The sequence below is a fragment of the Salinicola socius genome, from assembly GCF_001937195.1.
GTDB lineage: Bacteria > Pseudomonadota > Gammaproteobacteria > Pseudomonadales > Halomonadaceae > Salinicola > Salinicola socius.
The window spans coordinates 1-26015 of sequence record NZ_MSDO01000024.1 but is presented as its reverse complement, the minus strand read 5'-3'; the positions used below and the strand labels follow the sequence as shown (position 1 = coordinate 26015).

The window sequence follows — 26015 nt, the reverse complement described above, 5'->3', positions numbered from 1 at the left end:
ACTCGCACACGAGTGATACCCAGCCACGCGTGACCCGTCTCGACAGCTCCGCTATCGAAACATCTCACAGTCGAAATTCCCCTCCTTTCTCGATCGCTCGCTGATAGGCGGGCCGCTCGCGCATCTCCTCGAGCACCCTCTTAATATTAGGATAATTGGATAAATCGGTACGACTTTCTGCGGCCAGAAGCGGAAAGCTCATCTGGATATCGGCGGCGCTGAAATCGTTTCCGGCAAACCAGGCATAGTGTTCAAGCTCGCTTTCCCAGTAGTCGAGATGCAGACGGAGCTGCGGATCGAGGAATTTCTGACGGACCCCGGCGGCGAGCAACTTCCCGATCGGACGGATGATCGCGGGCACCGGTGGCTTACCCAGCTTCGAGAACACCAGCTTCATCACCAGCAACGGCATGGCCGAACCTTCTGCGTAGTGAAGCCAGTGGATATAGCGCAGACGTTCGGGTGTGCCCGCTTCCGGCACCAGCGCATCGCCATCGTAGCGGGCGACGAGATATTCGACGATCGCCCCGGACTCGGCCACCGTGTAGGCGTCGTCGGTGATCACCGGCGACTTGCCCAATGGATGCACCTTCTTCAATTCGGGTGGCGCCAATAGCGTTCCGGGGTCACGACGGTACGTTCGAATCCGGTACTCGGCCCCCAGCTCTTCAAGCAACCAGAGAATACGTTGCGAACGGGAGTTTTCGAGATGATGCACGGTAATCATGGGCGGCCTTCCCTGCCGGTAGTTCGAATGCTTCGAGAATCCAGGGGCTTGTCAAATTGCCGGATGGACTGGAACGAGCTGACTTAACCATAGGAAGTTATCGGTAAAGCCGCCAATCGCAAAAACGGCGCCGTAATGGCGCCGTCGGCAGGATCAGTCGGACATCATCAATGCTCCTGCTCGAACATCTCGTCGCCGATATCATCGATGTAACGCTGGCTCTTGGCGACCGTCAACTCGACACAGGCATCTTCGCCAGGGACGACATCGGAGCGCTCGAACCGGCGCTCCAGCGTTTCGCCACCTTCGACCGGCTTGCGAATCCAGCCGCTGACCCGGTACTGACCGCCGGCATCCTGCGGCTCGGGTACGATCAGGAAGCCCTTGTACTCGACCGGCTCCCGCGCCGGTGCGGACGTCGACTTCCCGCTCGCCGACTTGGGCTCCGAACCGCCACCCAGCAGGCTGGAGAACAGTTTCTTCAACATACGTTGCTCCCGATACGCATACCGACGACTGCATCGGCATCATTGATGGGGCCGGAGCGCCGAGCCATTTCAGCTGGCGGAACGACCTTTGCCTGCCGCGATCCGCAGACGCAGCGCGTTGAGCTTGATGAAGCCCTCGGCATCCTTCTGATCATAGGCGCCGGCGTCATCTTCGAACGTCGCGATCGACTCGTCGAACAGCGACTGCTCGGACTGACGACCGACCACGATGGCATTGCCCTTGTAGAGCTTCATGCGAACCACACCATTGACGAATTCCTGGGTTTCATCGATCGCCGCCTGCAACATGCGACGCTCCGGACTCCACCAGTAGCCGTTGTAGATGACCTTGGCGTACTTGGGCATCAGCTCGTCCTTGAGATGCGCCGCCTCGCGATCGAGCGTCAATGACTCGATCGCCCGGTGCGCGCGCAGCAGGATGGTGCCGCCGGGGGTCTCGTAACAGCCACGGGATTTCATCCCGACGTAACGGTTCTCGACGATGTCCAGACGGCCGATACCATTGTCGCCGCCCAGCTTGTTGAGCTTGGCCAGCACTTCGTGCGGCTTGAGCGATTCGCCGTCGATCGCCACGACGTCGCCTTTCTCGTACGTCAGCTCGATATAGGTGGGCTGGTCCGGCGCCGCTTCCGGCGAAACGCTCCAGCGCCACATCTCCTCTTCCGCCTCGGCCCACGGATCCTCGAGGATGCCGCCCTCATAGGAGATGTGCAGCAGGTTGGCGTCCATCGAGTACGGCGACTTCTTCTTGCTCTTGGAGAAATCGACCGGGATGTCGTTGTCTTCGCAATAGGCCATCAGCTTCTCGCGCGAGTTGAGATCCCATTCGCGCCACGGGGCGATGACCTTGACGCCCGGCTTCAACGCGTAGGCGCCCAGCTCGAAGCGCACCTGGTCGTTGCCCTTGCCGGTGGCACCGTGGGAAATCGCATCGGCACCGGTCTCGTTGGCGATCTCGATCAGACGCTTGGCGATCAGCGGTCGCGCAATCGAGGTGCCGAGCAGATACTCGCCTTCGTAGATCGTATTGGCGCGGAACATCGGGTAGACGTAATCGCGGACGAACTCTTCCCGCAAGTCCTCGATGTAGATCTCCTTGACCCCGAGCGCCTGCGCCTTGGTTCGGGCCGGCTCGACCTCTTCCCCTTGACCGATATCGGCGGTGAAGGTGACCACTTCACAAGCGTAGGTCTCCTGCAGCCACTTCACGATCACGGAAGTGTCAAGGCCGCCGGAATAAGCGAGGACGACCTTTTTGACATCGGACATGCGACAGCTCCTTAGCAATATGGAATTGATGGGCGAGGTTTGCGGGATGCAGCGATCAGTGACCGGGCAAATCGTGGATTATAGCGTCCCGAAGCCGCGGCGAACACCAAGCCAAGGGACGCCAATGACCTGAACTGCTAGACTCTACGCGATTTCATCATCACTACCACATCAAGGGAATGGGAGTCATCGCATGTCGGACGCCAGCACGAAGGAGCTGATGGCGCAGCGTTTTCGCGGGTATCTCCCGGTGGTGGTAGATATCGAGACCGGTGGATTCAATTCCGCCACGGATGCACTACTGGAAATTGCCGCCGTGCCGTTGACGATGGACGCGCAAGGCAATCTGCTGCCCCTCGATACGATCGCCTTTCACGTCGAGCCATTCGAGGGCGCCAATGTCGAACGGTCCGCCCTGGATTTCACCGGCATCGATCTTTCCAGTGCCTTCCGCAAGGAAATTGCGGTGAGCGAGAGAGAAGCCCTGGATGGCATCTTCAAGCCGATTCGCAAGACCATCAAGTCCCACGACTGTACGCGAGCGATTCTGGTAGGCCACAACGCCTCGTTCGACCAAGGCTTCCTGAACGCCGCCATCAACCGCTGCAACATCAAGCGCAACCCCTTCCATCCATTCTCGAGCTTCGACACCGCCACGCTGTCGGCACTGGCCTATGGCCAGACCGTATTGGCGCGCGCCTGTCAGGCTGCCGGTATCGATTTCGACAGCTCCTCGGCGCATTCGGCGAGCTACGACACCGAACGCACCGCAGAACTCTTCTGCGCCATCATCAACCGCTTCAAGGATCTCGGCGGCTGGAATCTGGCCATGAAGGAACAAGGGCTCGACGAGATCTGAATCCCGAAACGGCTGAATCTCGAAACGACTGAACCTCGAAACGAAAGACGCCCCGTGCGATGACGGGGCGTCTCGGAGACGAGGCTCGAAAGGATGACTCAGCTGTCGCTGGAAGCCTCGGCCGACTTGGCCGCAGCCGCCTTGACCATCGGCTCCAGCTCGCCGTTCTGATACATCTCGACGATGATGTCGCAACCGCCGACCAGTTCACCATCGATCCACAGCTGAGGGAACGTCGGCCAGCTGGCGTACTTCGGCAGCTCGGTACGAATATCCGGGTTATCCAGAATATTGACGAACGCGAACTTCTCGCCGCAGGCCATCAGCGCCTGAACCGCCTGGGCCGAGAAGCCGCACTGCGGCAACTGGGGCGACCCCTTCATGTAAAGCAGAATCGCGTTGTCACTGATCTGCTGCTTGATCGCTTCGATGGTATCGCTCATGAGACGTCCTATAGCGGGAAGAGAAGGTCGATGCCGACTCTTCGCGTGTACGCGAGTGTGAATGACCGTATTCCCATTCTACTGATGACATCGTCTGAAAACACCCCCGCTACCCTTTGAAGCTCCGGCCGGGCCATTGCGCCGCCCGCGGGGGCTGGTTAGGATGATTGGCTTTCGCACGGATCGGCCACCACCGCAGCAAACGCATGACCGGCCGATCCCGGCGCCGTCTCGCCAAACGCCCTTGCCGGCGCTTGGGGCGCGGCGCTTTTTTCGTTTTTCCCGAGTCGACCGCGTGGGTAGCCCGCGATTGCGGCCGACGATCTCGAATTCGCCGTGCGGCGCGCCTGGATATTGCCGCATGCCTTGTAGCCAATGTCTCAACGTCAAGCCACGACAGGAAGCCGCCCATGAGCGCACGCCATTTTCTGACCCTGCTGGATCTCTCCGCCGACGAGCTGGCCTACCTGATCCAGCGCGGGATCACGATCAAGAATCGCCTGAAGGCCGACGGCCCGGTCTACACGCCGTTCAGCAATCGCACCCTGGCGATGATCTTCGAGAAGTCATCGACCCGGACTCGCGTCTCGTTCGAAACCGCCATGGCACAGTTCGGCGGGCATGCACTGTTCCTGTCATCGCGTGATACCCAGCTCGGCCGGGGCGAGCCGATTGGCGACACCGCTCGCGTGCTCTCCGAAATGGTCGATGCGGTCATGATCCGGACCTTTTCCCATGCGGGGCTCGAGGCGTTCGCCGCCGCCAGCTCGGTGCCGGTAATCAACGCGCTCACCGACGACTATCACCCGTGTCAGCTACTGGCCGATGTCATGACCTGGACCGAGTGCCGCGGGCCGGTGAAAGGCAAGACGGCGGTCTGGATCGGTGACGGCAACAACATGTGCCACTCCTGGATCAACGCTGCACGTCGGTTCGATTTCCAGTTGAGGATCTGCTGCCCGGAGGGTTACGAGCCGCGTCAGGACATTCTCGATGCCGCCGGCGAGCATGCCGTCATCGTCCGCGCCCCGAGCGACGCCGTTCGCGGCGCCGACCTGATAACCACGGACGTCTGGGCTTCGATGGGGCAGGAAGAAGAGCAGGCCAAGCGCGAACGGGACTTCGCCGGGTTCCAGGTCACCGAAGCCCTGTTGGATCAGGCCGCTCAAGATGCCCTCTTCCTGCACTGCCTGCCGGCGCACCGCGGAGAGGAGATCAGCACCACGCTACTCGACGACCCGCGAGCGGTCGTGTGGCAGGAAGCGGGCAACCGGCTGCATGCTCAGAAGGCGCTGATCGAGTTTCTGCTGCTCGGCCAGGTCGACTGAGAGCTTCTACGTCGCCCCCGCCGCGCGCACTGGCACGCGGCGTCTCCTGCCGCGCGTTCCGACGGAACCGAATCCCCTGCTTCATTTTCCTGTCGCGTTTCCCGCTTCTCGTTGTTTGCAGGATGTTAAATGGCAGAGCCTTTAGCGTCATCGGCACTGGAGACATCGCGCTCCCTGACCAATACTGGTGACATCGAAGCGAGGTCTTCTCTGGATACCGTATTTCTGGATCCCGGCGTTTCTGGAAGAAACAGGTTTTGGACCCACGGAAGGAGAGCAGAATGATTCGAGTGGTTTTATTTCAGGATGGTGCCCCGATCGGCCATCCCTACTGCGATAGCAACGGTGTCATGACATTGCCGGTCGCCCCGCGCCCGGAAGAGGACATCATGCTGGATGGGTTTCCGATCAAGGTGCTCAACGTCACCTGGATGCTGGGAGCACAGGATTACGATCTCCGCATCGACGTCTCGCACCGAGAGCGTTAGGGACTCGCGATGGACGTCAGGCACTCGCAATAGGCGTCCGGTACTTGCGATAGGCTTCGAGCACTTGCGATAGGCTTCGAGCACTTGCGACAGCCGCCATGTTGTCGACATGGCCCGCCTCGAGCGCCAGTCACCCGGATCGATGACTGCGCTCGACCGAAGAACGCGGACCCAGGGTCGAGCCCGCGCTGGCAGCCGTCACTCGAGGTTATCAAGCCCCTTCTCGGCCATCGCCACGGCGCGAAACAGCGCACGACGCTTGTTGAGCGTCTCGTTCCATTCGTCGTCGGGGTCGGAGTCGGCCACGATCCCGCCACCGGCCTGTACATGCAGCTCGCCATCCTTCAGTACGGCGGTACGAATGGCGATCGCCATGTCCATGTTACCGTGCCAGGAAAGATACCCGACCGCGCCGGAATAGATGCCGCGCTTGACCGGTTCGAGTTCGTCGATGATCTCCATCGCCCGGATCTTGGGCGCGCCCGAGAGCGTACCCGCCGGGAAGGTCGCCCGCAGCACGTCCATCGCCGACATGCCCTCGCTGAGCTTGCCGGTGACGTTGGACACGATGTGCATGACGTGAGAATAGCGCTCGATCGCCATCCTGTCGGTCAATTCGACGGTTCCGACCTGGCTGATGCGGCCGATATCGTTGCGCCCCAGATCGATCAGCATCAGGTGCTCGGCAATCTCCTTGGGATCGGCCAGCAGCTCCTCTTCCAGTGCCTTGTCCTGCTCCGGCGTGGCGCCGCGCGGCCGCGTGCCCGCAATGGGGCGCACGGTCACTTCGCCGTCTTCCAGCCGGGTCAGAATTTCCGGCGAGGAACCGATCACATGATGATCGTCGAGATTCAGGAAAAACATGTAGGGAGACGGGTTGAGACTGCGCAGCGCACGGTAGAGATCCAGCGGCGGCGCCTGGTAAGGGATAGACATGCGCTGGGACGGCACGCACTGCATTACATCGCCCGCCAGCACGTACTCCTTGATCCTGGCGACCGCGTCCTTGTAACCCTGCTCGCTGAAGCTGGCATGAAAATCGTCCTCGGCCACGTCCGCACGCCCCGTTCCCGGGCTCAGCGTGTTGAAAGTGGCACTGCGGAGCTTCAGCTCCAGCGTCTCGAGACGCTCGATGGCGTTGGCGTAGGCGTGAGGCGTCTCCGGGTCGGCATGCGTCCACAGCTGAAGACGACCCGAGAGATTATCGAAGACGACCAGATCGTCGCACACCATCAGCAGAATATCCGGCACCCCGATGGGATCGGGCTTTTCGGCAGCGAGCGCGGTACGCAGCTTGGGCTCTATGTAGCGGATGGTGTCGTAGCCGAAATAACCGACCAGGCCGCCATCGAAGCGCGGCTGATCGTCGAGCTGGGGCACCTTGAAACGTGACTGGAACCGCTCGATCCACGCCAACGGATCCTCGACCTCGCTGGCGCCGTGCTGTTCTCCGTCGACGATATGTCGAACGGTAAAGCCACGAACCTCGATGCGCTCCCGGCTGGGCAGACCGATGATCGAGTAACGGCCCCACTTCTCTCCGCCCTGCACCGACTCGAGCAGAAAGGTCCAGGGCGCGTCGGCCAGTTTGAGATAGGTGGAAAGCGGCGTATCCAGATCGGCCAGCACCTCTCGGGTGACCGGAATACGGTTGTAGCCGGCTTGTGCCAGCTCGGCAAAGCGATCAGGGGTCATCATGGGACCGGGCTCCAGCAGTGAAAATCAGCAATCGGCAATCGAGGGAATCGGCTGACAGTCACCATCGCCAACACGTGACGTGGCGAATCGACGCGCTGGGGCTGAAAAGACGTTGGGTATCCGGTCGCATGTCAAAGCTCGGTCGAAGGAGGAACGGGAAAACACCGGGAAGGTACACAAAACCGGCGCCACATCTGCCGTGGCGCCGATTCGGAAACCCTAAACGAGTTCCCGGAGCGATTCAACTACGCCATCCGGGCGGCTGGAGACCACCGGTTCGCCGTGATTGTACCCGTAGGACACCGCCAGCGTGCGAAAGCCCGCGCGCCTCCCCGCCTCCACGTCATGGCGCGAATCCCCCACCATCAGACACTGCGCGGGATCGACCCCGTACTGCGTCGCCAGATGCAGTAACGGCGCCGGATGCGGCTTTTGCTGCGGCAGCGAATCCCCGCCCAGCGTGGTACGAAAATAGCGGCGCAAATCCAGCGCTTCGAGAATCGGGTCGATGAACGCCGCCGGCTTGTTGGTGATCAGGGTGACGATGAATCCCTCCGCCTCGAGGGCATCCAGCGCCTCCCTCACGCCGGGATACACGCGGGTCTGATCGCAGGGCGCCGCGTGATAATGGCGCAGAAAGTGATCGTGACTCGCTTCGATCAGTGACGCATCTGGCGCCTCGCCCACGACACTGGCCAGCGCGCGCTCCACCAGCTTGCGGGATCCATTGCCGACCCAATCGCGAACCCTGGCCTCGCCCACCGGCTCGAAGCCCTGCTCGACGAGCATGCCATCCACTGCCGCAGCCAGATCAGGGACGGAGTCGATCAGCGTTCCGTCGAGGTCGAATGCCACCAGGCGAATATCGTGAAGCAGCGGATGCATGAGAGCTCCCTTGTGAGAACGGGCCGGAAGATGGGCGTGCGGGCACCAGCTTACCCAAGACGGCGTAAGTTTACGCAACCCACGGATGCCAAGCGGCACTGATCGGCGTATCCTTTGGCCTATCTTTCGTCGAATCGACGGGTGCCGTTTTCCGTGAATGCGCAGTCTCACAGTCCGATATCGTCATCACTCGGCTCTTGCTGTGCCTACTTTTCGCCGGTTACCGGCTTTGCGGACATTCAACGCGACTTCCCGATTCGACAATGCTCGTTTTCCTCGAATGTTCTGGTTTCTTTCCTTTCCGATTTTCCGTCTGGAGCTTCCCATGACCACACCACGTATCGTCGTGGTCGGTGGCGGTGCGGGTGGACTCGAGCTGGCGACCCGTCTGGGTCGCAAGCTCGGCAAGTCCCGGCGTGCCGATATCGTCCTCGTAGATCGCAATCCGACCCACATCTGGAAACCGCTGCTGCACGAGATCGCGACCGGCACGCTCGACTCCGGACTCGATGAAGTTTCCTACCAGGGCCACTCGAAGAGTCACGGCTATCGCTTCCAGCGCGGCACGCTGAGTGCCATCGATCGCGACAACCGGACCCTCACGCTAGAGGCGATTCACGATCACGAAGACGTGGTCGTGCTGCCGGCCCGCCAGCTCGAATATGACTATCTGGTCCTGTCGGTGGGCAGCGTCTCCAACGACTTCGGTACCCCCGGCGTTGCCAGGCACTGCCACTTCATCGACAGCCCGCAGCAGGCGGAGAGCTTTCGCCGCAACATGCTCAATACCTTCCTGCGCTACAGCGACCCCGAGCGCAGGACGCATCCCAAGCTGACCGTGGGACTGGTCGGTGCGGGCGCCACCGGTGTCGAGCTGGCAGCCGAACTCTTCGGCGCATCGCGCATGCTGCACAGCTACGGCTTCACCGCGATGGATAGCGGCAAGCTCGAGGTTCACCTGATCGAGGCGGCGCCACGCATTCTGCCGGCCCTGCCCGAGCGGATCAGCCGCGCCGTTCACGGCGAACTCGAACGTCTGGGGGTCAAGATTCACGTCGATACTCGAGTCACCGAGGCCAACGCCAACGGCTTCATCACCGCCGATGGCGAGCCGCTGGAAACGGATCTCAGCGTCTGGGCCGCCGGCATCCGCGCGCCCGAATTCCTGTCGAACCTGGGTCTCGCCACCGAGCGCAATCACCAGATCAAGGTCAGCCAGACACTGCAGAGTCTGGACGACGAGCGGATCTTCTCCTTCGGCGACTGCGCCTCCTGCCCTCAACCCGACGACAAGCGCGTTCCCCCGCGCGCTCAGGCCGCCCACCAACAGGCGACTCACTGCTATCACAATCTGCGCGCGGCGATGGACGGCAAACCGCTCAAGCCCTTCGTCTACCGGGATCGGGGCTCGTTGATCTCGCTGGCCCATTTCGAGGCGGTCGGTAGCCTCATGCGTGGCGCGTCGGCGCGCAGCCTGTTCATCGAGGGCCGGCTTGCCAAGTTGTTCTACGCTTCTCTCTATCGCATGCATCAGATGGCGATTCACGGCATCTTCAAGACCGGCATGACCGTCATCGTCGATGGCCTCAACCGCTACATCCGCCCGAAAATGAAATTGCACTGATGCGTTGACCCCGAATTCGATACACCAGCGGAGAGACAACATGGATCGTTTCTACAATGCCCCCGGCGATGTCGTCGACGACATTCTCTATGCCGCGGCAGCGACTGCCCCGCTGCGCGTCGCCGAGCCGGATAGCGGCTTGCGCATTCTGGTTCGCAGCGACTGGGACAAGCACGCTCAAGGGCGGCGCCAGGTCGCGGTTCTCTCCGGCGGCGGCGCGGGTCACGAACCCGCTCACGCAGGATATATCGGCGAAGGCATGCTGACCGGCGCAATCTCCGGGAGTCTGTTCGCATCGCCCAGCGTCGAGGCCGTGCTGGCCGCGATTCGTGAAGTCTGTGGCGATGCCGGCTGCCTGCTGGTGGTCAAGAACTACACCGGCGACCGGCTCAACTTCGGGCTCGCTGCCGAGCGCGCCAGGAGTGAAGGGTTGAACGTCGCGATGGTCATCGTCGCCGACGACGTGGCCATCGAGAACGCCCCGCAGCCCCGAGGCATCGCCGGTACCCTGCTGGTGCACAAGCTGAGCGGTTATCTCGCCGGCCAGGAAACGCCGCTCGACACCATCCGCGAACGCGCTGGAGCGCTGTGCCACCAAATGGCATCGCTGGGCATGGCGCTGAGCGCCGCGGCGCAGCCAGGTCAGGACGCCGCCGCGCGCGCCCCGGAGCTGGGGCTAGGGATTCACAACGAGACCGGCACGCGAGAGGTCGATCCGAAAAGCGCCGACGACGCCATGACCCTGGTTCTGGATCCGTTGCGCAACGCGCTTGCCGATCGCCAGCTCGACGGGCCCTGGATCGCGATGCTCAACGATCTCGGCAGCTGCTCCACCCAGGAGATGGGCGTACTCGCTGCCAGCCTGCTGCGTCAACTTGGCATCGATCAGGTAGCGCACTTGATTGGCCCGGCGCCGCTGATGACCTCGCTGGATATGCACGGTTTCTCGCTCACGCTGCTGCCAGCGGAAGATGACATCGTCATCGCGCTAGCGGCGCCGACGAGCGCTCCCGGCTGGCCCGGATTGCGTGCCATCCAGACCCCTGCGCATTTTTTGCCGGATACCCATCAGGATCATGAAGCGCTGGTCGAGAATGCCCCGCAGGACGCCAGCACTTCCGCCGCCCTCGAACGGATCATCGACGCCCTGCGCCAGTCGCGTAAGGAACTCGATGCACTGGACGCCAGGAGCGGCGATGGCGACGCTGGCACCAGCATGCAGAGCGGCGCCGACGCGATCGCCAGGGCACTGCAGGCCGGACGGCTGAATACCGCCGCGCTGCCGCAGCTGTTTGCCGGCATCGGCCAACTGCTCTCGCGGGACATGGGTGGCTCCAGCGGCGTGCTGCTGTCGATCCTGATGACCGCTGCTGGCGCGTCGCTGGATCGTCGCGGCGAACTCGCCAACGCGCTGGCCGAGGGCGTCGAAAAGATGCAGGCCTACGGTGGCGCCAGACTCGGCGACCGCACCATGCTCGACGCCCTGATCCCCGCCATCGAATCGCTGCAGCGGGGCGAATCGCTCATCCAGGCCGCGCAGGCCGCTCGCGATGGCGCCCAGGCCACTGCCGCGCTGACCCACGCCAACGCCGGGCGCTCTGCCTACGTGCCGGAGAGCGCCCTCAAAGGCGTCGTCGATCCCGGCGCCGAGGCTGTCGCGCGGGTGTTCGAGGCACTAAGCCATTCGGTCTCGTAGATCGTAGGACAGCGCTACCGAAAAGACCTACGCCATGTCCACTTGAATCGGCCACTTCGACGCCTCCGGGGCCGCGCTGAAAGACGAGGGACAAGCCGGGTCTTGTGACATGGATGTCACAAGAGGCGCGCCCGGACAGGGATGTCCTTGCGCGCCGACCCGAAGCGCAGGCCATCGTCTTTCAGGGTTTCGCGGACCAGCGGCGTCAATCAAGAGGGGGAGCGCGAGGGGGCGAGCGTTAAGCCCCCTCGTAACCACGAGCGGAACGGTCGTCGATGCTCGAACAGTCGTAAGCTAAAAAAGCTGGGATGTGGCACTTTGCCAAAGGGAGAAGCAGCCCTTCAGCTCCTCTACCCTTTTCACACCTAATCCGTGATCGGCTTAGGCCACCACGCCGGCAGCAATGCCTGCGATTCGCGCTTCGCAAACCGATCGTCGAGCAGATGAATCACCCCTTCATCCGTGCCGGAGCGGATCACGCGACCAGCGGCCTGCACCACCTTCTGCATGCCGGGAAAGAAGTAGGCATAGTCGTAGCCATGACCGTAGAGCGCCTGCAGCCGTGCGCGCATCTGCTCGTTGACCGGGTTGACCTGGGGTAGTCCCAGCGTCGCCACGAACGCCCCGATCAAGCGATCGCCCGGCAGATCGATGCCCTCGCCGAAAATCCCGCCCAGCACCGCGAATCCCACGCCTTCCCCGCTCGTCTCGAACCGCCCCAGAAACGCCTCGCGGGCGTCATCGTCCATGTGCGAGGCTTGCCGCCAGAGCGGAATTTGGGGATGACGCTCGGCCAGCCGATCGGCGACCTGCTCCAGATAGGCGAAGCTCGAAAAAAACGCCAGGTAATTACCGCGCCGTGCCTGGAACTGTTCGGCGATGCGATCCGCCAGCGGCGTCAGCGACGCCTCCCGGTCAGCATAACGAGTCGATAGCCGCGCGGCGATTTGCACCTCGAGCTGCGAGTCTCGAAACGGCGATGCCAGCGACACCCAGGGGGCACCTTCGGGTACGCCCAGCAGGTCACGATAGTAGGCTTCGGGAGCCAGGGTCGCGGAAAACAGGGCGCCGCCATGGGCAGCGGCAAAACGCGGCGCCAGGAACGGCGCCGGCACCACGTTGCGTAACGTCACCCGAGCGCCGGCATTGCGCTGCCGGCCCCGTGCGGACTGCCGCGTCACGTCGCAGATCGAATGATCGCCGAACATATCGGCGACGCGACAGAAGTGCTGGGCGTCGAACGCGAACCGTTGCAGCTCGCTATCCAGCGCGATCGGCTGCTCGCTCTGGTACTCGACGATCTGCGAGACGGCCTGTTGCAGTGCATTGATCAACTTGCCGGGCAGCGTCTCGAGCACGCGATACTCGACGTCACTTTCCTCTGCCAGCGCTTGCCAGACGGACGCCACTCGCGACAGCGGCCTCCTGAGCGGCGCCGGCAGCGTCGGCTTCAGCCGCCGGAAGGCGGCATGATCCAGCGTGGCGCTATACATGCCCCGCCCCCGCTCGACCAGATTGTGCGCCTCGTCGACGAGCAGACCGACCTGCCACTGCTGCTGCTGACTCAGGGCGTAGAGCATGGCGTGGAAATCGAACCAGTAGTTGACGTCGCCGATGACGACGTCGGCCCAGCGCGCCATCTCCTGACCCAGATAGTAGGGGCAGACTTGGTGACCGAGCGCGATCTCTCTCAAGCCGGCCCGATCCAGCCAGCCGCGCTCGACCGCCGCCACGCGCGCCGCGGGCAGCCGATCGTAGAAACCGGCGGCCAGCGGGCAGGAGTCACCGTGACAGGCCTTGTCCGGATGCTCGCAGGCCTTGTCGCGGGAAGTCAGCGTCAGTACGCGCAGGGGCACCGCTTCGGCTGCGCTATCAATATCGATATCGTCGCACCCGAGCTCGTCCGGGCCGGCCCCCTCGAGCCGTTGGCGTTCGGCACCTAACGAACGCAATGCATCGAGAGCCAGGCGCTGGCCGGTGTTGCGCGCCGTCAGAAAGAAGATCTTGTCCAGCGGCTCGCCCGGCATCGCCTTGAGCATGGGGAACAGCGTACCCAGCGTCTTGCCGATACCGGTGGGCGCCTGCAGCATCAGCCAGCGGCGGGTGTGAATCGACTTGTAGACCGTTTCTGCCAGCGGCCGCTGACCGTCGCGGAATCCGGCGAACGGGAATCGCAGCGCCTGCAACGCGCGATCACGCCGCCGCCGGTGGGCCAGTTCCTGCTGCGCCCAGGCCAGAAACGCCTGACAGAGTGTCTCGAACACCTCTCGCAGTTCATCCGCCGAACAGGACTCGCTCAATGGGGTTTCGCGCTGGCTGACGATATCGAAATAGATCAGCGCCACCGTCAGTTGATCCAGGCCCCGCTCGACGCAGAGCAGATGACCGTAGACCTTGGCCTGCGCCCAGTGCAGCGCCCGCTGGTTGGCCGGCTGGCGGGAGAGATCGCCACGATGCGTCTTGATCTCCTCCAACCGATTGGCGACGGGATCGTAGCCGTCGGCGCGCCCGCGAACCTCCAGATGACGATAGCTACCGCGCAGGGCGACTTCACGTTCGTAGCGTTCGCCGCGTCGTTCCCCGACCAGTTGATGGCCGGCAATGCCCTCCTGTGCCGAGGGCGACGGCGTGAAGCGCAGATCGAGATCGCCGCGCTTGGCCGCGAAGTCGCACAGGGCGCGCACGGCGATCCGGTAGCTCAAGAAAGCACTCCCGTCATGCTCTCGCCGTCGTTCGCGGCTGTCGTCTCGCCGTTTCCGGCCTCCCAGGTGACGTAGCAGACGCTGACCGGCATATCGTGACGGGCACAAAACTGAAGCCAGCGTTTCTGATTGTCCTGCAGGCGATCGCCGGGGCCTTTGACCTCGATCATGCGATACGTCGGCGACTCGCTCGCGCGGGCGTCCGACGAGTCATCGGCAACGCCCGGCCAGAACTGGATCAGGTCAGGCATTCCGGCGCGATTGGCGCGGATATCGCCGAGCAGACGCTCGAACCAGAGACGAAGATGACTGGCGGGAATGCACTGCAGGGCCAGCTCCAGCACGCGCTCGTCGAGCGCTTCCCAGAACATGAACGGTGACTGGATGCCGTGTTTGTCGTGATAGCGGCGGCGAATGATCTCCGCGTAGTCGCCCTGCTCGAGCGTCTCCAGGCAGCCATCGATCAGCTCGCGACGGCGGGCCTGAAAGTCCACCTCGAACAGATCGGTCGGCCCGCTATGAAACGGGTGGAAGAATGCCCCGGGCAGTGGCGCGAAGATCGCCTCCCAGCAGAGCAGTCCGAACAGGCCGTTGACGAGCACGTTCTCCACATAGCAGACCGGCGCCTCGTCGCGAGAGAGATGGCGGGCCACCGCCAGCTCGACGCTGGATGCCCGAGGCAATATCAGATCGAGACGTGGGGGTTCCGGTGCTTTCGTGCGTCTGGCTGAAACCACGCCCAGTTTGCGCCGCAGCCGCGGCAGCACGCGTTCCAGCGCCTGACTCTCAGCGGCACTGACAGGCGCTGTCTCGGCCTGCCCGGCCAGTGTCAGCGCATCGCTCAATTCCTGCTGGGCTTCGAGCACGCGAATCTGACGGAGCCGAGCTTCCGGCGCCGAGCAGTCTCGATAGAGCGCCAAAGCCTGACCGAGCTCGCCCTGGCGCTCGAGACGATAGGCCAGCTTGTAGATCAGCCGGCCTCGCCGACGCTCAAGCCAGTTGTTGTCGAACGCGATTCGCGGGATATCCGGCAGCAGCGACTCCATCGGCTCGTCGGCGTCGAACCGCTCGCGACAGCGGTGAAGATGATGATAGGCCTCCAGTTCCTCACGCCGGGAGAACGCTCGCGAGGCGGCATCCAGCTCGACGGCCTCGAAGCGATAGACGCCGAGTTCCGCCAGTACGAATTCCGACCAGTGCTGACGCAGGTTGCCGAAAAACATCAGTCGAAAGCGTTCGCACATGGCGTCGACGTTCAGACGATAGTGACGCTCTTCCAGGGTCGGCAGCCACTCGGCCAGCGGACGAGGATCCGGCGACTGCGCCTGCAAAACCGAAAGCCAGACACGCTTGCCGGCACTCTTGCCGATACCGAGCTCCCCGAGCCACGGGCCCATATCGGCCGCGATTTCCGCTCGAGTCACCAGCGTGAACAGGGTTTCCAGCGTCAGCGGCGCGCGCTCCTCGATCCAACCGGCCTCGAGCAGTGGGCCCGCCACCTGATGGCTGTCGCCGATCTCGGCATAGACCAGGCGACTGGCGCGAAAATCGGCGCCCTTGCGCATGACCATCCGCACCAGCAGCGCCTGAGAGGCTTGAGGCAAGCGCTCGAAAGCGGCGATGAACGCCGATTCCTCGGCGCTCAGCAGATCCGCGTAGCGCGACGTCAACCAGTCGAGCACGCGGCGGAAGTTGGCGAGATAGTAAAGCGGATCTTCGAGCGTCGGCAGCGCCATGGGGTCCCCAGCGTCGGACTCAAAACACTGGGTAAGTATACAGACCCTGCATGAACGTTCGAAGCCTTGGCGCGGCTACTCCCCCAATTCCGTCTTGAGCTCCTGCCATAGACGGCGATAGGCGTGAGTGGCGCGGCTGCGAGGTGCCAGATCCGCCAGCGGCCGGTTTTCGAGACTCATGCGCTCGATGTCGCTGGCGTAGGGGATCCAGTTCTCCAGCGTCCGCCCCAACGCCTCGGGCGGGGAATCGATCCACTCGCAGTGCAGACGCCGACGTCGATCGACCAGATTGAAAAACGGCAGGACGCGTTCGCGCTGGCGCTTCTTGAGCTCGAGATGCGCCAGCATCCGCGAGAACGCCTGCACCGACAGCGGGCTGGGAATCGTCGGCACCAGGATGCGATCGGCGGCGCGGATCAGCTGTTCGGCCAGCGTGGAGAGCCCGGGTGGGCAGTCCAGAATCATCAGCGCGTACTCCTCGCTGAATGGCGCGATCAACCGTTTGAGGTGCTTGTCGCCCTCGGCCTTGTCCTCGAGGATACGATCGAGCTCGCGCAGTCGCATATCCGCCGGCAGCAGATCGAAACGCTCCCAGGGGGTGTGCTGCACCTGCTCACCCAGCGGCGACTTCCCCGACAGCAGCTTGCCGACCTTACGGCTCATGCCGTTCTCCCCGCCCAGTATCCAGGTCGAGGCCCCCTGGGCATCGAGATCCCACAGCAGTACCGGCAGGCCATCGCGATTGGCTTCGCGGGCCAGGTTGACGGCGGCGGAACTCTTGCCGACGCCGCCTTTGAGGTTGTGCAGTGCCACCACTTTCATGATCGAAGCGTTCCAGGTCGACGTCGTCGGACGGTGACTGGAATTCTACGGTGCCGCGGGATCCGGGACGATGACAATCTGGTGACAGAACGATGACAGCCGATGTCGCTCGATCCAGCGCCACTTTGCTGCTGCGGAGAGACGCTTGATCGAGGCCTCGAGCCGGAGCGCGTCGCCGTGACTGCCGACCGCCTGGGCGTGGCGCAGAGTCAGCGGCCCTTTGCCGCGCAGCGCCCGTGCGCCACGGCCGCGGGCGTGCTGAGCGAACCGTCGGGCGACATCGGTGGTGATGCCGGTGTAGAGCGCGCCATTGGCCATCTCGACCAGATAGAGATACCACTGGCGCGGCTCGACGGGCGGCGTCGATGCTTCGGCGGTCGTCGACATGCCCTGTCAGCTCGCGGCGAGGGCCGAGCGCATCTTGCCGATCACGCCGTCGTAGCGATTGGGATCATCGAGATTTCGCGCCTTGAAGATCGCCGAGCCGGCAACGAACGTGTCGGCCCCCGCTCGGGCGATCTCGGCGATATTGTCCGGGCCCACGCCCCCGTCGACTTCCAGCCGGATCGGCAGGCCGCTGGCGTCGATGCGCCGACGCGCCTCGCGCAGCTTGTCGAGCGCCGCAGGTATGAAGGATTGCCCGCCAAAGCCGGGGTTGACGCTCATGATCAGGATCATGTCGACCTTGTCCATAACGTAATCCAGGTGGGAAAGCGGCGTTGCGGGATTGAACACCAGCCCCGCCTTGCAGCCGTGGCTGCGAATGAGCTGTAGCGAGCGGTCGATATGCTCGGACGCCTCCGGATGGAACGTCACGTAGCTGGCCCCGGCATCGATGAAATCCCCGATAAGCCGATCCACCGGCTTGACCATCAAATGGCAGTCGATAGGCGCGGTGATGCCATGCTTTCGCAGTGCCTCGCACACCATCGGCCCCATCGTCAGGTTGGGTACGTAATGGTTGTCCATGACGTCGAAATGGATGATATCGGCGCCCGATGCCACCACGTCCTCGACCTCCTGTCCCAGACAGGCGAAGTTGGCGGACAGAATCGAGGGGGCAATCTTGAAATCGCGCATGAGCGAAAATCCTTATGCAGGCTGGCTTCTGGCGCTCATTCTAGCGCACGCACCGCCACCTTTGGCCGATCCGGACGTAAAACCGCTGCGCCACCGAAGTCGACGAAGCGGTTGGCGTCGACTCTTTCTATACTGCATCTGGCCTCGACCGCGCGTATCCCGTCGGTCACATACAACAACGATGCTTCTGGGGGACATTTCATGCCTCGCTTCATTGCTGCCGCGCTGCCCGCTCGCCGGGTCATCGCGTTCTCCGTCTTCTGCCTGACCACCGCTGTCTCGGCGACATTCTCGATGGCGTTTTCGCCGCCGGCGCTAGCCCAGTCGGCGATCCTCGAGGGCGAGCGCTTTCATCCCCAGGTCGGCGAACATGCCATGGTGGCAACCAGCCATTACCTGGCTTCGCAGATCGCGCACGACGTGCTCGAAGGCGGTGGCAATGCCGTCGATGCCGCCGTTACCGCCGGGTTCGCGCTGGCGGTGACACAGCCCCGCTCGGGCAATATCGGTGGCGGCGGCTTCATGCTGATTTCGGACGAAAGAAGCGACAAGGTCATCGCCATCGACTATCGCGAAAAGGCACCCGCCGCGGCCTACGAAACCATGTTCCAGAACGAACAGGGCGAGGCCGTCTCCGAGCTTTCGCGCGACACCCACAACGCGTCCGGCGTGCCCGGCACCGTCGCCGGCCTGGCCATGGCTCTCGATCAGTACGGCACCTTGAGTCTGGCCGAATCGTTGGCGCCTGCGATCAAACTGGCCGACGACGGCTTCATCATTCCGCCGCGATTCGCCGAAGGACTCGAGCAGTCCCGGCAGCGGCTCATGCAGTGGGACTCCACCCGCAAGGTGTTCTACAAGCCGGACGGTTCGCTCTATCGTGCCGGCGAGCGATTCCGCCAGCCCGATCTGGCCGCGACGCTCAGGCGCATCGCCGAAAATGGCCCCCGTGAATTCTACGAAGGCGAGACGGCGCGCTTGATCACGGCGGAAATGCGGCAGCACGGTGGCCTGATGACGGCGAAGGATCTGGCCGATTACCAGCCGACGGTTCGCGAGCCGGTACATGGCACCTATCGCGGCTACGACATCTATGCCATGAGCCCGCCCTCTTCCGGCGGCGCGCATATCGTGCAGATGCTCAATATCCTCGAGGGTTACGACATTCACGCCATGGGCTTCAATTCGGCGCGGACGATCCATGTGATGAGCGAGGCGATGAAGCGCGCTTATGCCGACCGGGCCGAGTATCTCGGCGATACCGATTTCGTCGATGTGCCGCTGAAGGGCATCACGTCGAAGGCTTACGCCGACGAACTGCGAGCGCAGATCGATCTCGACCGCGCAACGCCGAGCAAGGAAATCGCCGCCGGTCAGCCGCTGCCTTATGAATCCAACGAGACCACGCATTTCTCGATCGCCGACGATAGCGGTCTGGCCGTCTCCAATACCTACACCATCAATTTCAGCTACGGCTCGGGTATCGTCGTCGACGGCGCCGGCTTTCTGCTCAACAACGAAATGGACGATTTCTCGGCCAAGCCCGGTACGCCCAACGCTTACGGTCTGATCGGCGGCGAAGCCAACAAGATCGAACCGGAGAAGCGCATGCTCTCCTCGATGACACCGACCATCGTCAAGAAGGATGGCAAGAACTTCCTGGTGACCGGTAGCCCGGGCGGTTCACGCATTATCACCACCACGCTCCAGGTCGTGATGAACGTGATCGACCATGGCATGAATATCCAGAGCGCGGTCAGCGCCCCCCGAATTCACGACCAGTGGCTGCCGGACGAGATCCGTATCGAAGACGGCATCAGCCCGGATACCATCGCCCTGCTCGAGGCCATGGGACACACCGTCAGCCAGCAGCAAGCGATGGGCGCGGCGCAGTCCATTCTGATCGGGGACGACGGCACCTTCACCGGCGGTGCCGATCCGCGACGCTCGACGTCATCGGCCATGGGTCTTTGAATGAGCCTCTGATCCGACGCCTTACCCAAGGTTTGGAGGGGCTGCAACGGTTTCGAGGGGCTGCGGGTCGCTGGCGTCTGATCAGCTTGATGCGGCCGGGAACGTCTCATCCGCAAAGGAGTGCCGATGCCGATCGTCATTATTGCCATCGCCGAATGGTTCGGTACCGCGCTGTGGTTCACGCCCAACGCGGTGATCGACGATCTTCAACAGCTGTGGCAACTCTCTCCCGGCGACCTGGGGTGGCTGACCGGCGCGGTGCAGTTCGGGTTTCTGCTTGGCACGCTCAGTCTCGGTCTCAGCGGTCTTGCCGATCGCACCCGGGCCAGCCGGCTATTCGCGCTGGCATGCCTGATCGGCGCCCTCTCCAACGCTTTGCTGCCTTACGCCAACGGTCTGGGGTCGGCAGTCGGGCTGCGCGTGGTGACCGGGATGTCGCTCGCCGGCATCTACCCCATCGGCATGAAACTGATGGTCGGCTGGGCACCGGGTCGCACCGGGCTGGGCCTGGCATGGCTGGTCGGCATGTTGGTACTGGGCACTGCGATGCCCCATCTGCTGTCCGGCATCGGCTGGAGTGGAGGTGGGCTCGTGGATCAAAGTGGGGGTGGACTCGTGGATCAAAGTGGGGGCGAACTCGTGGATCAAAGTGGCCGCGGGCGGGCAGGCGACAGTGACGACTGGCGGCTGACGCTCTGGATCGCCTCGCTGCTGTCGCTGGTGGCCGGCATGGCTGTCTGGCGACTGGGTGATGCCCCGAGCGGGCCGAGGACATCTGCCACTACGTCATCGCGCCTGGCCGGTCTGGGGGCGTTCCGGATCGCCGATTTCCGCCGTGCGGCCGGCGCCTACTTCGGCCACATGTGGGAGCTCTACACCCTCTGGACGCTCATTCCTCTGCTGCTGATAGCCGTAGATCCGACGATCTCCTCGAGAACGCTGGCGATGACATCGTTCGCCCTGATCGCGATCGGCGCCCCTGGCTGCTGGTTCGGCGGCTGGATGAGTCAGCACATCGGCAGCCGCCGAGTCGCCGCGGCGGGGCTGGCTGGCTCGGCGCTCTGCTGCCTGTCGTACCCATGGCTGGCGCCTCACATCGGCTACGCCACGCTGGTCGGTTTTCTGGGCCTGTGGAGCCTGCTCGCCGTGATCGATTCCCCGCAGTTCTCGGCGCTCTCCGCCAATGCCTGCCCAGCCACGTTGGTCGGTAGCGCGCTGACACTGCAGAACGCCATCGGCTTCGCCATCTCGGCCGCCTCGATTGCCCTGCTGGTGCCGGCGCTCCCCACATGGGAGGCGACGATTGCCTGGTGGCTGCTACCCGGGCCGCTGCTGGGTCTGGTCGGATTGAAGCGAATCGGCAAGCCATCCCGAGTGGCGCAAAGCTGCGCTTGATGAGAGGCGGCTTACCGAAGCGACGAGGCTTATGGAATTCCTACGCACGAATATAATAAAAGGTTCTATTAAAACAAATTGTCATTCCATTCAGATTTACCTAGCCTTGCCATCATCGCCAATCATTCGCAGGGAACTGACATGTTCGGGTTTTCCAGACCTCGCTCGCTATTCGCCGCCTCCACCGTCGGCCTGGCCTTGACGCTGGGTGCTCTGTCGCCTGCGCAGGCGCAAGACGAGCCGCGTGAACTCCTCAACTCTTCCTACGATATCGCCCGAGAGCTGTTTGCCGCGGTCAACCCGAAATTCATCGACTGGTGGCAGGCCCAGCACGACGAGACCGTCAGCGTGCAGCAGTCCCATGGTGGCTCCTCGACCCAGGCACGCTCGATCATGCAGGGACTGCGTGCCGACGTGGTGACCTTCAACCAGGTCACCGATGTCAACGTGCTCGCCGACGCCGGCCTGGTCGCCGAGGATTGGCAGGATCGATACCCGAACCACGCTTCGCCCTACTACTCCACCACCGCGTTCCTGGTGCGCAAGGGCAACCCCAAGCAGATCGAGAACTGGGACGATCTGGCCCGCGACGACGTCTCGCTGGTGTTCCCCAACCCCAAGACCTCGGGCAACGGACGCTATACCTATCTGGCGGCCTGGGGTTACGCCGATCAGGCCTTCGACGGCGACAAGGCGAAGATCGAGGAGTACATGAAGACGTTCCTCGGCAACGTCGAGGTGTTCGACACCGGCGGCCGCGGGGCGACGACGACCTTCGTCGAGCGCGGGATCGGCGATGTGCTGATCACGTTCGAGTCCGAGGTCAACAACATCCGCAACGAATACGGCAAGGACGACTACGAGGTGGTGGTACCGCCGGTCAGCATTCTGGCCGAGTTCCCGGTGGCCGTGGTCGACGAGTACGCCGAGCGTAACGGCAACGAGGATCTGGCCAACGGCTATCTCGACTACCTCTATACCGAGGAAGCGCAGCGCCTGCTGGCCGGGTTCAACTATCGGGTCAACGACGAGAAGGTTGCCGCCGAATTCAGTGACCAGTTCCCGCAGACCGAACTGCTGAGGGTCGAAGATGTCTTCGGCGGCTGGCCGGAAGCGATGAAAACGCACTTCGCCAGCGGCGGAGAACTGGATCAACTTCAGCGCCGATGATCGCCCAGGCTCTCACGCGACGTCGCGAACGCCGAGTACTGCCGGGTTTCGGTCTGTCTCTCGGCGTCTCGCTGACGTTCGTCTCGCTGGTGCTGCTGCTGCCCCTGACCAGCCTGGTCGGGCAGCTTTCGCAGTTGAGCTGGTCGCAGTACTGGTTTCTGATCACCGATCCCCGCCTGCTGGCCAGCTACACGGTCACACTCCTCGCCGCCGCGGTGGCCGCCCTGTTCAATGCGGTCTTCGGGCTGCTGATGGCATGGGTGCTGGTGCGCTACGAGTTCCCCGGCAAGCGTCTGGTGGATGCGCTGATGGATCTGCCCTTCGCCCTGCCCACGGCGGTCGCCGGCATCACGCTGGCGACGCTCTACTCCAGCAACGGCTGGATCGGCCGGCTGCTGGAGCCGCTGGGCATTTCGGTCTCCTACACCTGGATCGGCATCGCCCTGGCGATGGCCTTTACCAGCATCCCGTTCGTGGTCCGTACCGTGCAGCCGGTGCTGGAAGACCTGCCTGCCGAAGTGGACGAAGCCGCGATGACCCTCGGCGCCAGCGATGGCCTAGCGTTTCGCCGGGTGATTCTGCCCTACCTGTGGCCGGCGCTGGTGACGGGTACCGGCCTCGCCTTCGTACGCTCGCTGGGGGAATTCGGCGCGGTGATCTTCATCGCCGGCGGCAAACCCTACGAGACCGAAATCACCTCGCTGATGATCTTCGTCAAGCTGCAGGAGTACGACTACGCCGGCGCTTCGGCGGTCGCCTCGATCGTGCTCGCGACCTCGCTTGCCCTACTGCTCGCGATCAACCTGTGGCAGGGACGTTTCATCAAGCGACTGCATGGAGGGCGCGGCTGATGATCCGAATCGGTGATGCACCGAGTGTCCGCCGCCTGTTGATCGGCATCGCCCTGACGCTGACGGCACTGTTACTGCTGCTGCCCTTGGTGGCAATCTTCGCCCAGGCGTTGATGAGCGGCATCGATGTCTACTGGCAGAATCTGAGCGACACCTACACCCTGGCTGCGATCGGCCTGACGCTGCTGGTCGCGGTGATCACGGTGCCGGTCAATCTGATCTTCGGGGTGTTTCTGGCCTGGCTGGTGACTCGCTTCGCGTTCCCGGGGCGACGCCTGCTGCAGACGCTGATCGATATCCCGTTTGCCGTATCGCCCGTCGTCGCCGGCCTGGTCTACCTGCTGCTCTACGGACGCAATGGCTGGCTCGGCGGCTGGCTCGACGCCCACGATATCCAGATCATGTTCGCCTGGCCGGGGATCGTGCTGGTGACGGTGTTCGTCACCTGCCCGTTCGTCGCCCGTGAACTGATTCCGCTGATGCAGGCCCAGGGTTCGCGTGAAGAGGAAGCCGCGGTGACGCTCGGTGCCTCCGGCTGGACGATCTTCCGTCGCGTCACACTGCCGAACATTCGCCACGCGCTGCTCTACGGCGTGATCCTGACCAATGCCCGCGCGGTCGGCGAGTTCGGTGCCGTCTCGGTGGTCGCCGGGGCGATCCGCGGCCAGACCAACACCCTGCCGCTGCAGGTCGAACAGCTCTATCAGGACTACAACACCGTCGGTGCCTTCACCAGCGCCTCGCTGCTCGCGCTACTGGCACTCCTGACGCTGGCCGCAAAGGCCGCACTCGAATGGCGCGCCGCGCGCCGGGAGACCGCGACATGAGTATTCGCCTCTCGCAGATCGACAAGACCTATGGCAATAAGGGCCGTGGTTCCAAGGGCCGTGGTTCCAAGGGCCATGGTCATAAGGACGACGGCCGCACCCGCGCCCTCGAGCCCATCGATCTCGACATCCACGATGGCGAGCTGATCGGGCTGCTCGGCCCGTCCGGCTCCGGCAAGACCACGCTGCTGCGCATCGTGGCCGGGCTGGAGCAGGCCGACGGCGGAACGATCCACTTCGGCGAGCGCGAGGTGACCCACGTTCACGTGCGCGATCGGCGCATCGGTTTCGTGTTCCAGCACTATGCGCTGTTCCGCCACATGAGCGTGTTCGACAACGTCGCCTTCGGCCTCACCGCCATGCCGCGTTCGCAGCGGCCCTCGAGCGGGGAGATCCGCACCCGGGTGATGCAGCTGCTCGAGATGGTCCGGCTTCAGGACTTCGCCGAACGTTTCCCCGCCCAGCTCTCCGGCGGTCAACAGCAGCGCGTGTCGCTGGCCCGCGCCCTGGCCCTGAAGCCGGACGTGCTGCTGCTCGACGAGCCGTTCGGTGCGCTCGACGCCAAGGTCCGCCAGGAGCTGCGACGCTGGCTGCGCCATCTCCATGAGGAGCTTCATTTCACCAGCCTGTTCGTGACTCACGATCAGGAAGAGGCGCTGGAACTGTCGGATCGCGTGGTGGTGATGAGCAATGGTCGGGTAGAGCAGATCGCGACGCCGGATACGCTCTATCGCCAGCCCGCCAACCGCTTCGTGTTCGAGTTCCTGGGCGACGTCAACCGGCTCGAGGGCGATATCGAAGACGAAGTACTGACCTGCGGCAATGCACGCGTGGCGGTGCCCGGCGTCGAAGATGGTCGCCGGGAACTGCTGCTGCGCCCCCACGAGATTCGCCTGGACGACCAGCCAGGGCCCCGTGCCCATCTCCCGGTCAGCGTTACCGCGGTGGTGCCGGTGGGCGCCGAGGTCCGTATCGAACTGGAGGCCGATTGGCTCGGCGAACCGTGGCTGGCAACGATCAGTCATGCGGACTTCGAGCGTCTGGCGATCACCCGCGGCAAGCGGCTCTACGCGCAACCCAGCCGCCTGCACCGCTTCGATACGCCGCGCCCGCAGACGCTGGCGCCGCTGTCGATTTCCTGATGACGGTCTGGCGCTCTGGCGCTCTGGCCAAAGCTTCATCCGCATTCCGGAAACGACCGGGCAGTGTCTATAATGGACCCGTACGCTCCCACGATTCGAGAGGTTCACTGTTATGCGTCAATGGTTTGCACTCAAGTGTACGGCCACATTGCTGTTGCTCGGTCTGCTGACGGCCTGCGCTCAGAGCCCGCAGATTCTGTCCGTTAGCCCCAAGGTCAGCGGCGGCTTTCCGCATGCCGGCAACGGTCAGTCCGTATCGCTGGAGATCGTCGACGGTCGCAAGAGTAGCGTCATCGGCACGCGATCCGGCACGGCATCGGCAACCTCGACGATTACCGTCGAGGCGAATGACGTGATCCCCAAGATTCGCGCGCAGGCGGAGAATGCCCTTCGCAGCATGGGATTCAACCCGACCAGCCAGAGCGGCAACGGGCCCTCGCTGACCCTGACCCTGGCCGAGCTGGATTACATGCGTGGCACTGCCGAGCAGCCGTTGCTGGGTGCCTCGCAGCTGCAAGCGATCATTCAGGCCGAGGCCGCCAACGGTGGCGATACCTACACCGGGCGCTATACCGCCAAGCGTTCGCAGAGCTACGCGCTCAAGCCGGACTGGGACACCAACAACCGCATGGTCAGTGAACTGCTGAGCAACGCGCTGGATCGCACGTTCCGCGATCAGCAGCTGGCCAATCTGCTGGCGCGCTGACTGCCCTGGAAACGCGCTTCAGCGAAGACGACGAACCGACGGAAACGACGAACCGACGGAAACGACGAACCGACGGAAACGACA

General features: G+C 63.3%; 23 protein-coding genes. 12 read left to right on the top strand and 11 right to left on the bottom strand.

All coding sequences use genetic code 11. The annotated features are described in order from the left end of the window. Positions 1–64: 64 nt before the first annotated feature. From BTW07_RS15735 to BTW07_RS15725, 3 genes are all read right to left on the bottom strand, one after another. The gene (locus BTW07_RS15735; protein ID WP_075571132.1) at positions 65–727 is read right to left on the bottom strand and encodes a glutathione S-transferase family protein; all 663 of its coding nucleotides are present in this window, start codon (positions 725–727) and stop codon (positions 65–67) included. A gap of 167 nt (positions 728–894) precedes the next feature. Beyond that, positions 895–1215, bottom strand: coding sequence for an HlyU family transcriptional regulator (locus BTW07_RS15730; protein ID WP_075571131.1), 321 nt, complete (start codon positions 1213–1215; stop codon positions 895–897). A 69-nt stretch (positions 1216–1284) separates the two neighbouring features. Beyond that, on the bottom strand, positions 1285–2505 hold the full coding sequence (locus BTW07_RS15725; RefSeq protein WP_075571130.1) for an argininosuccinate synthase: 1221 nt from the start codon (positions 2503–2505) through the stop codon (positions 1285–1287). 193 nt (positions 2506–2698) lie between these two features. On the opposite strand from BTW07_RS15725, the gene rnt reads away from it, so the two are divergent. Further along, positions 2699–3364: a ribonuclease T gene (rnt, locus tag BTW07_RS15720; RefSeq protein WP_075571129.1), complete on the top strand. Its 666-nt coding sequence runs from the start codon at positions 2699–2701 to the stop codon at positions 3362–3364. A gap of 98 nt (positions 3365–3462) precedes the next feature. Here rnt and grxD read toward each other — a convergent pair whose 3' ends face one another. After that, positions 3463–3807 (bottom strand): Grx4 family monothiol glutaredoxin, encoded by a 345-nt coding sequence (gene grxD / locus BTW07_RS15715; RefSeq protein WP_075571128.1) that lies wholly within the window; start codon positions 3805–3807, stop codon positions 3463–3465. A 410-nt stretch (positions 3808–4217) separates the two neighbouring features. Between grxD and argF the strand changes: the two genes are divergently transcribed. Then, the gene (gene argF, locus BTW07_RS15710; protein WP_075571127.1) at positions 4218–5135 is read left to right on the top strand and encodes an ornithine carbamoyltransferase; all 918 of its coding nucleotides are present in this window, start codon (positions 4218–4220) and stop codon (positions 5133–5135) included. Between the two features lie 281 nt (positions 5136–5416). After that, positions 5417–5623 carry a hypothetical protein gene (locus BTW07_RS15705; protein ID WP_075571126.1) on the top strand — a complete coding sequence of 69 codons (207 nt, stop codon included), beginning with the start codon at positions 5417–5419 and terminating at the stop codon, positions 5621–5623. A 198-nt stretch (positions 5624–5821) separates the two neighbouring features. Here BTW07_RS15705 and trpE read toward each other — a convergent pair whose 3' ends face one another. Continuing rightward, positions 5822–7318, bottom strand: a complete 1497-nt coding sequence (gene trpE / locus BTW07_RS15700) for an anthranilate synthase component I (protein WP_075571158.1) — start codon at positions 7316–7318, stop codon at positions 5822–5824. Positions 7319–7540: 222 nt separating this feature from the next. Further along, on the bottom strand, positions 7541–8206 hold the full coding sequence (locus BTW07_RS15695) for a phosphoglycolate phosphatase (protein WP_075571125.1): 666 nt from the start codon (positions 8204–8206) through the stop codon (positions 7541–7543). A gap of 325 nt (positions 8207–8531) precedes the next feature. On the opposite strand from BTW07_RS15695, the gene BTW07_RS15690 reads away from it, so the two are divergent. Further along, the gene (locus tag BTW07_RS15690; protein ID WP_075571124.1) at positions 8532–9830 is read left to right on the top strand and encodes an NAD(P)/FAD-dependent oxidoreductase; all 1299 of its coding nucleotides are present in this window, start codon (positions 8532–8534) and stop codon (positions 9828–9830) included. Between the two features lie 40 nt (positions 9831–9870). Next, on the top strand, positions 9871–11526 hold the full coding sequence (locus tag BTW07_RS15685) for a dihydroxyacetone kinase subunit DhaK (protein WP_075571123.1): 1656 nt from the start codon (positions 9871–9873) through the stop codon (positions 11524–11526). Positions 11527–11891: 365 nt separating this feature from the next. Here the strand turns inward: BTW07_RS15685 and BTW07_RS15680 are convergent, their stop codons facing one another. The 5 genes from BTW07_RS15680 to rpe all read right to left on the bottom strand — a co-directional run bounded on the left by BTW07_RS15680 (position 11892) and on the right by rpe (position 17866). Then, the gene (locus BTW07_RS15680; RefSeq protein WP_075571122.1) at positions 11892–14228 is read right to left on the bottom strand and encodes an ATP-dependent DNA helicase; all 2337 of its coding nucleotides are present in this window, start codon (positions 14226–14228) and stop codon (positions 11892–11894) included. Further along, complete coding sequence (locus BTW07_RS15675; RefSeq protein ID WP_075571121.1) at positions 14225–15964, bottom strand: VRR-NUC domain-containing protein; 1740 nt, start codon at positions 15962–15964, stop codon at positions 14225–14227. The genes BTW07_RS15680 and BTW07_RS15675 overlap by 4 nt, the downstream gene beginning before the upstream one ends. Positions 15965–16039: 75 nt before the next feature. Continuing rightward, positions 16040–16786: a ParA family protein gene (locus BTW07_RS15670; RefSeq protein ID WP_075571120.1), complete on the bottom strand. Its 747-nt coding sequence runs from the start codon at positions 16784–16786 to the stop codon at positions 16040–16042. 45 nt (positions 16787–16831) lie between these two features. Beyond that, on the bottom strand, positions 16832–17173 hold the full coding sequence (locus BTW07_RS15665) for a GIY-YIG nuclease family protein (RefSeq protein ID WP_075571119.1): 342 nt from the start codon (positions 17171–17173) through the stop codon (positions 16832–16834). Positions 17174–17179: 6 nt separating this feature from the next. Then, entirely contained in the window at positions 17180–17866 is a 687-nt protein-coding gene (rpe, locus tag BTW07_RS15660) for a ribulose-phosphate 3-epimerase (RefSeq protein ID WP_075571118.1), read from the bottom strand. A 294-nt stretch (positions 17867–18160) separates the two neighbouring features. On the opposite strand from rpe, the gene ggt reads away from it, so the two are divergent. The 7 genes from ggt to BTW07_RS15625 all read left to right on the top strand — a co-directional run bounded on the left by ggt (position 18161) and on the right by BTW07_RS15625 (position 25931). After that, the gene (ggt, locus tag BTW07_RS15655; protein ID WP_208605423.1) at positions 18161–19840 is read left to right on the top strand and encodes a gamma-glutamyltransferase; all 1680 of its coding nucleotides are present in this window, start codon (positions 18161–18163) and stop codon (positions 19838–19840) included. Positions 19841–19966: 126 nt separating this feature from the next. Continuing rightward, on the top strand, positions 19967–21235 hold the full coding sequence (locus BTW07_RS15650; protein WP_208605420.1) for an MFS transporter: 1269 nt from the start codon (positions 19967–19969) through the stop codon (positions 21233–21235). Positions 21236–21376: 141 nt separating this feature from the next. Beyond that, positions 21377–22405: a thiosulfate ABC transporter substrate-binding protein CysP gene (cysP, locus tag BTW07_RS15645; protein WP_075571115.1), complete on the top strand. Its 1029-nt coding sequence runs from the start codon at positions 21377–21379 to the stop codon at positions 22403–22405. Further along, positions 22402–23256: a sulfate/thiosulfate ABC transporter permease CysT gene (gene cysT / locus BTW07_RS15640; RefSeq protein ID WP_075571114.1), complete on the top strand. Its 855-nt coding sequence runs from the start codon at positions 22402–22404 to the stop codon at positions 23254–23256. Before cysP ends, cysT begins: the two co-directional genes overlap by 4 nt. Further along, positions 23256–24083: a sulfate ABC transporter permease subunit CysW gene (gene cysW / locus BTW07_RS15635; protein ID WP_075571113.1), complete on the top strand. Its 828-nt coding sequence runs from the start codon at positions 23256–23258 to the stop codon at positions 24081–24083. Before cysT ends, cysW begins: the two co-directional genes overlap by 1 nt. Continuing rightward, positions 24080–25225, top strand: coding sequence for a sulfate/molybdate ABC transporter ATP-binding protein (locus BTW07_RS15630; RefSeq protein ID WP_075571112.1), 1146 nt, complete (start codon positions 24080–24082; stop codon positions 25223–25225). The genes cysW and BTW07_RS15630 overlap by 4 nt, the downstream gene beginning before the upstream one ends. A 112-nt stretch (positions 25226–25337) precedes the next feature. Continuing rightward, positions 25338–25931, top strand: a complete 594-nt coding sequence (locus BTW07_RS15625; protein WP_075571111.1) for a YajG family lipoprotein — start codon at positions 25338–25340, stop codon at positions 25929–25931. The last annotated feature ends 84 nt before the right edge of the window (positions 25932–26015 follow it).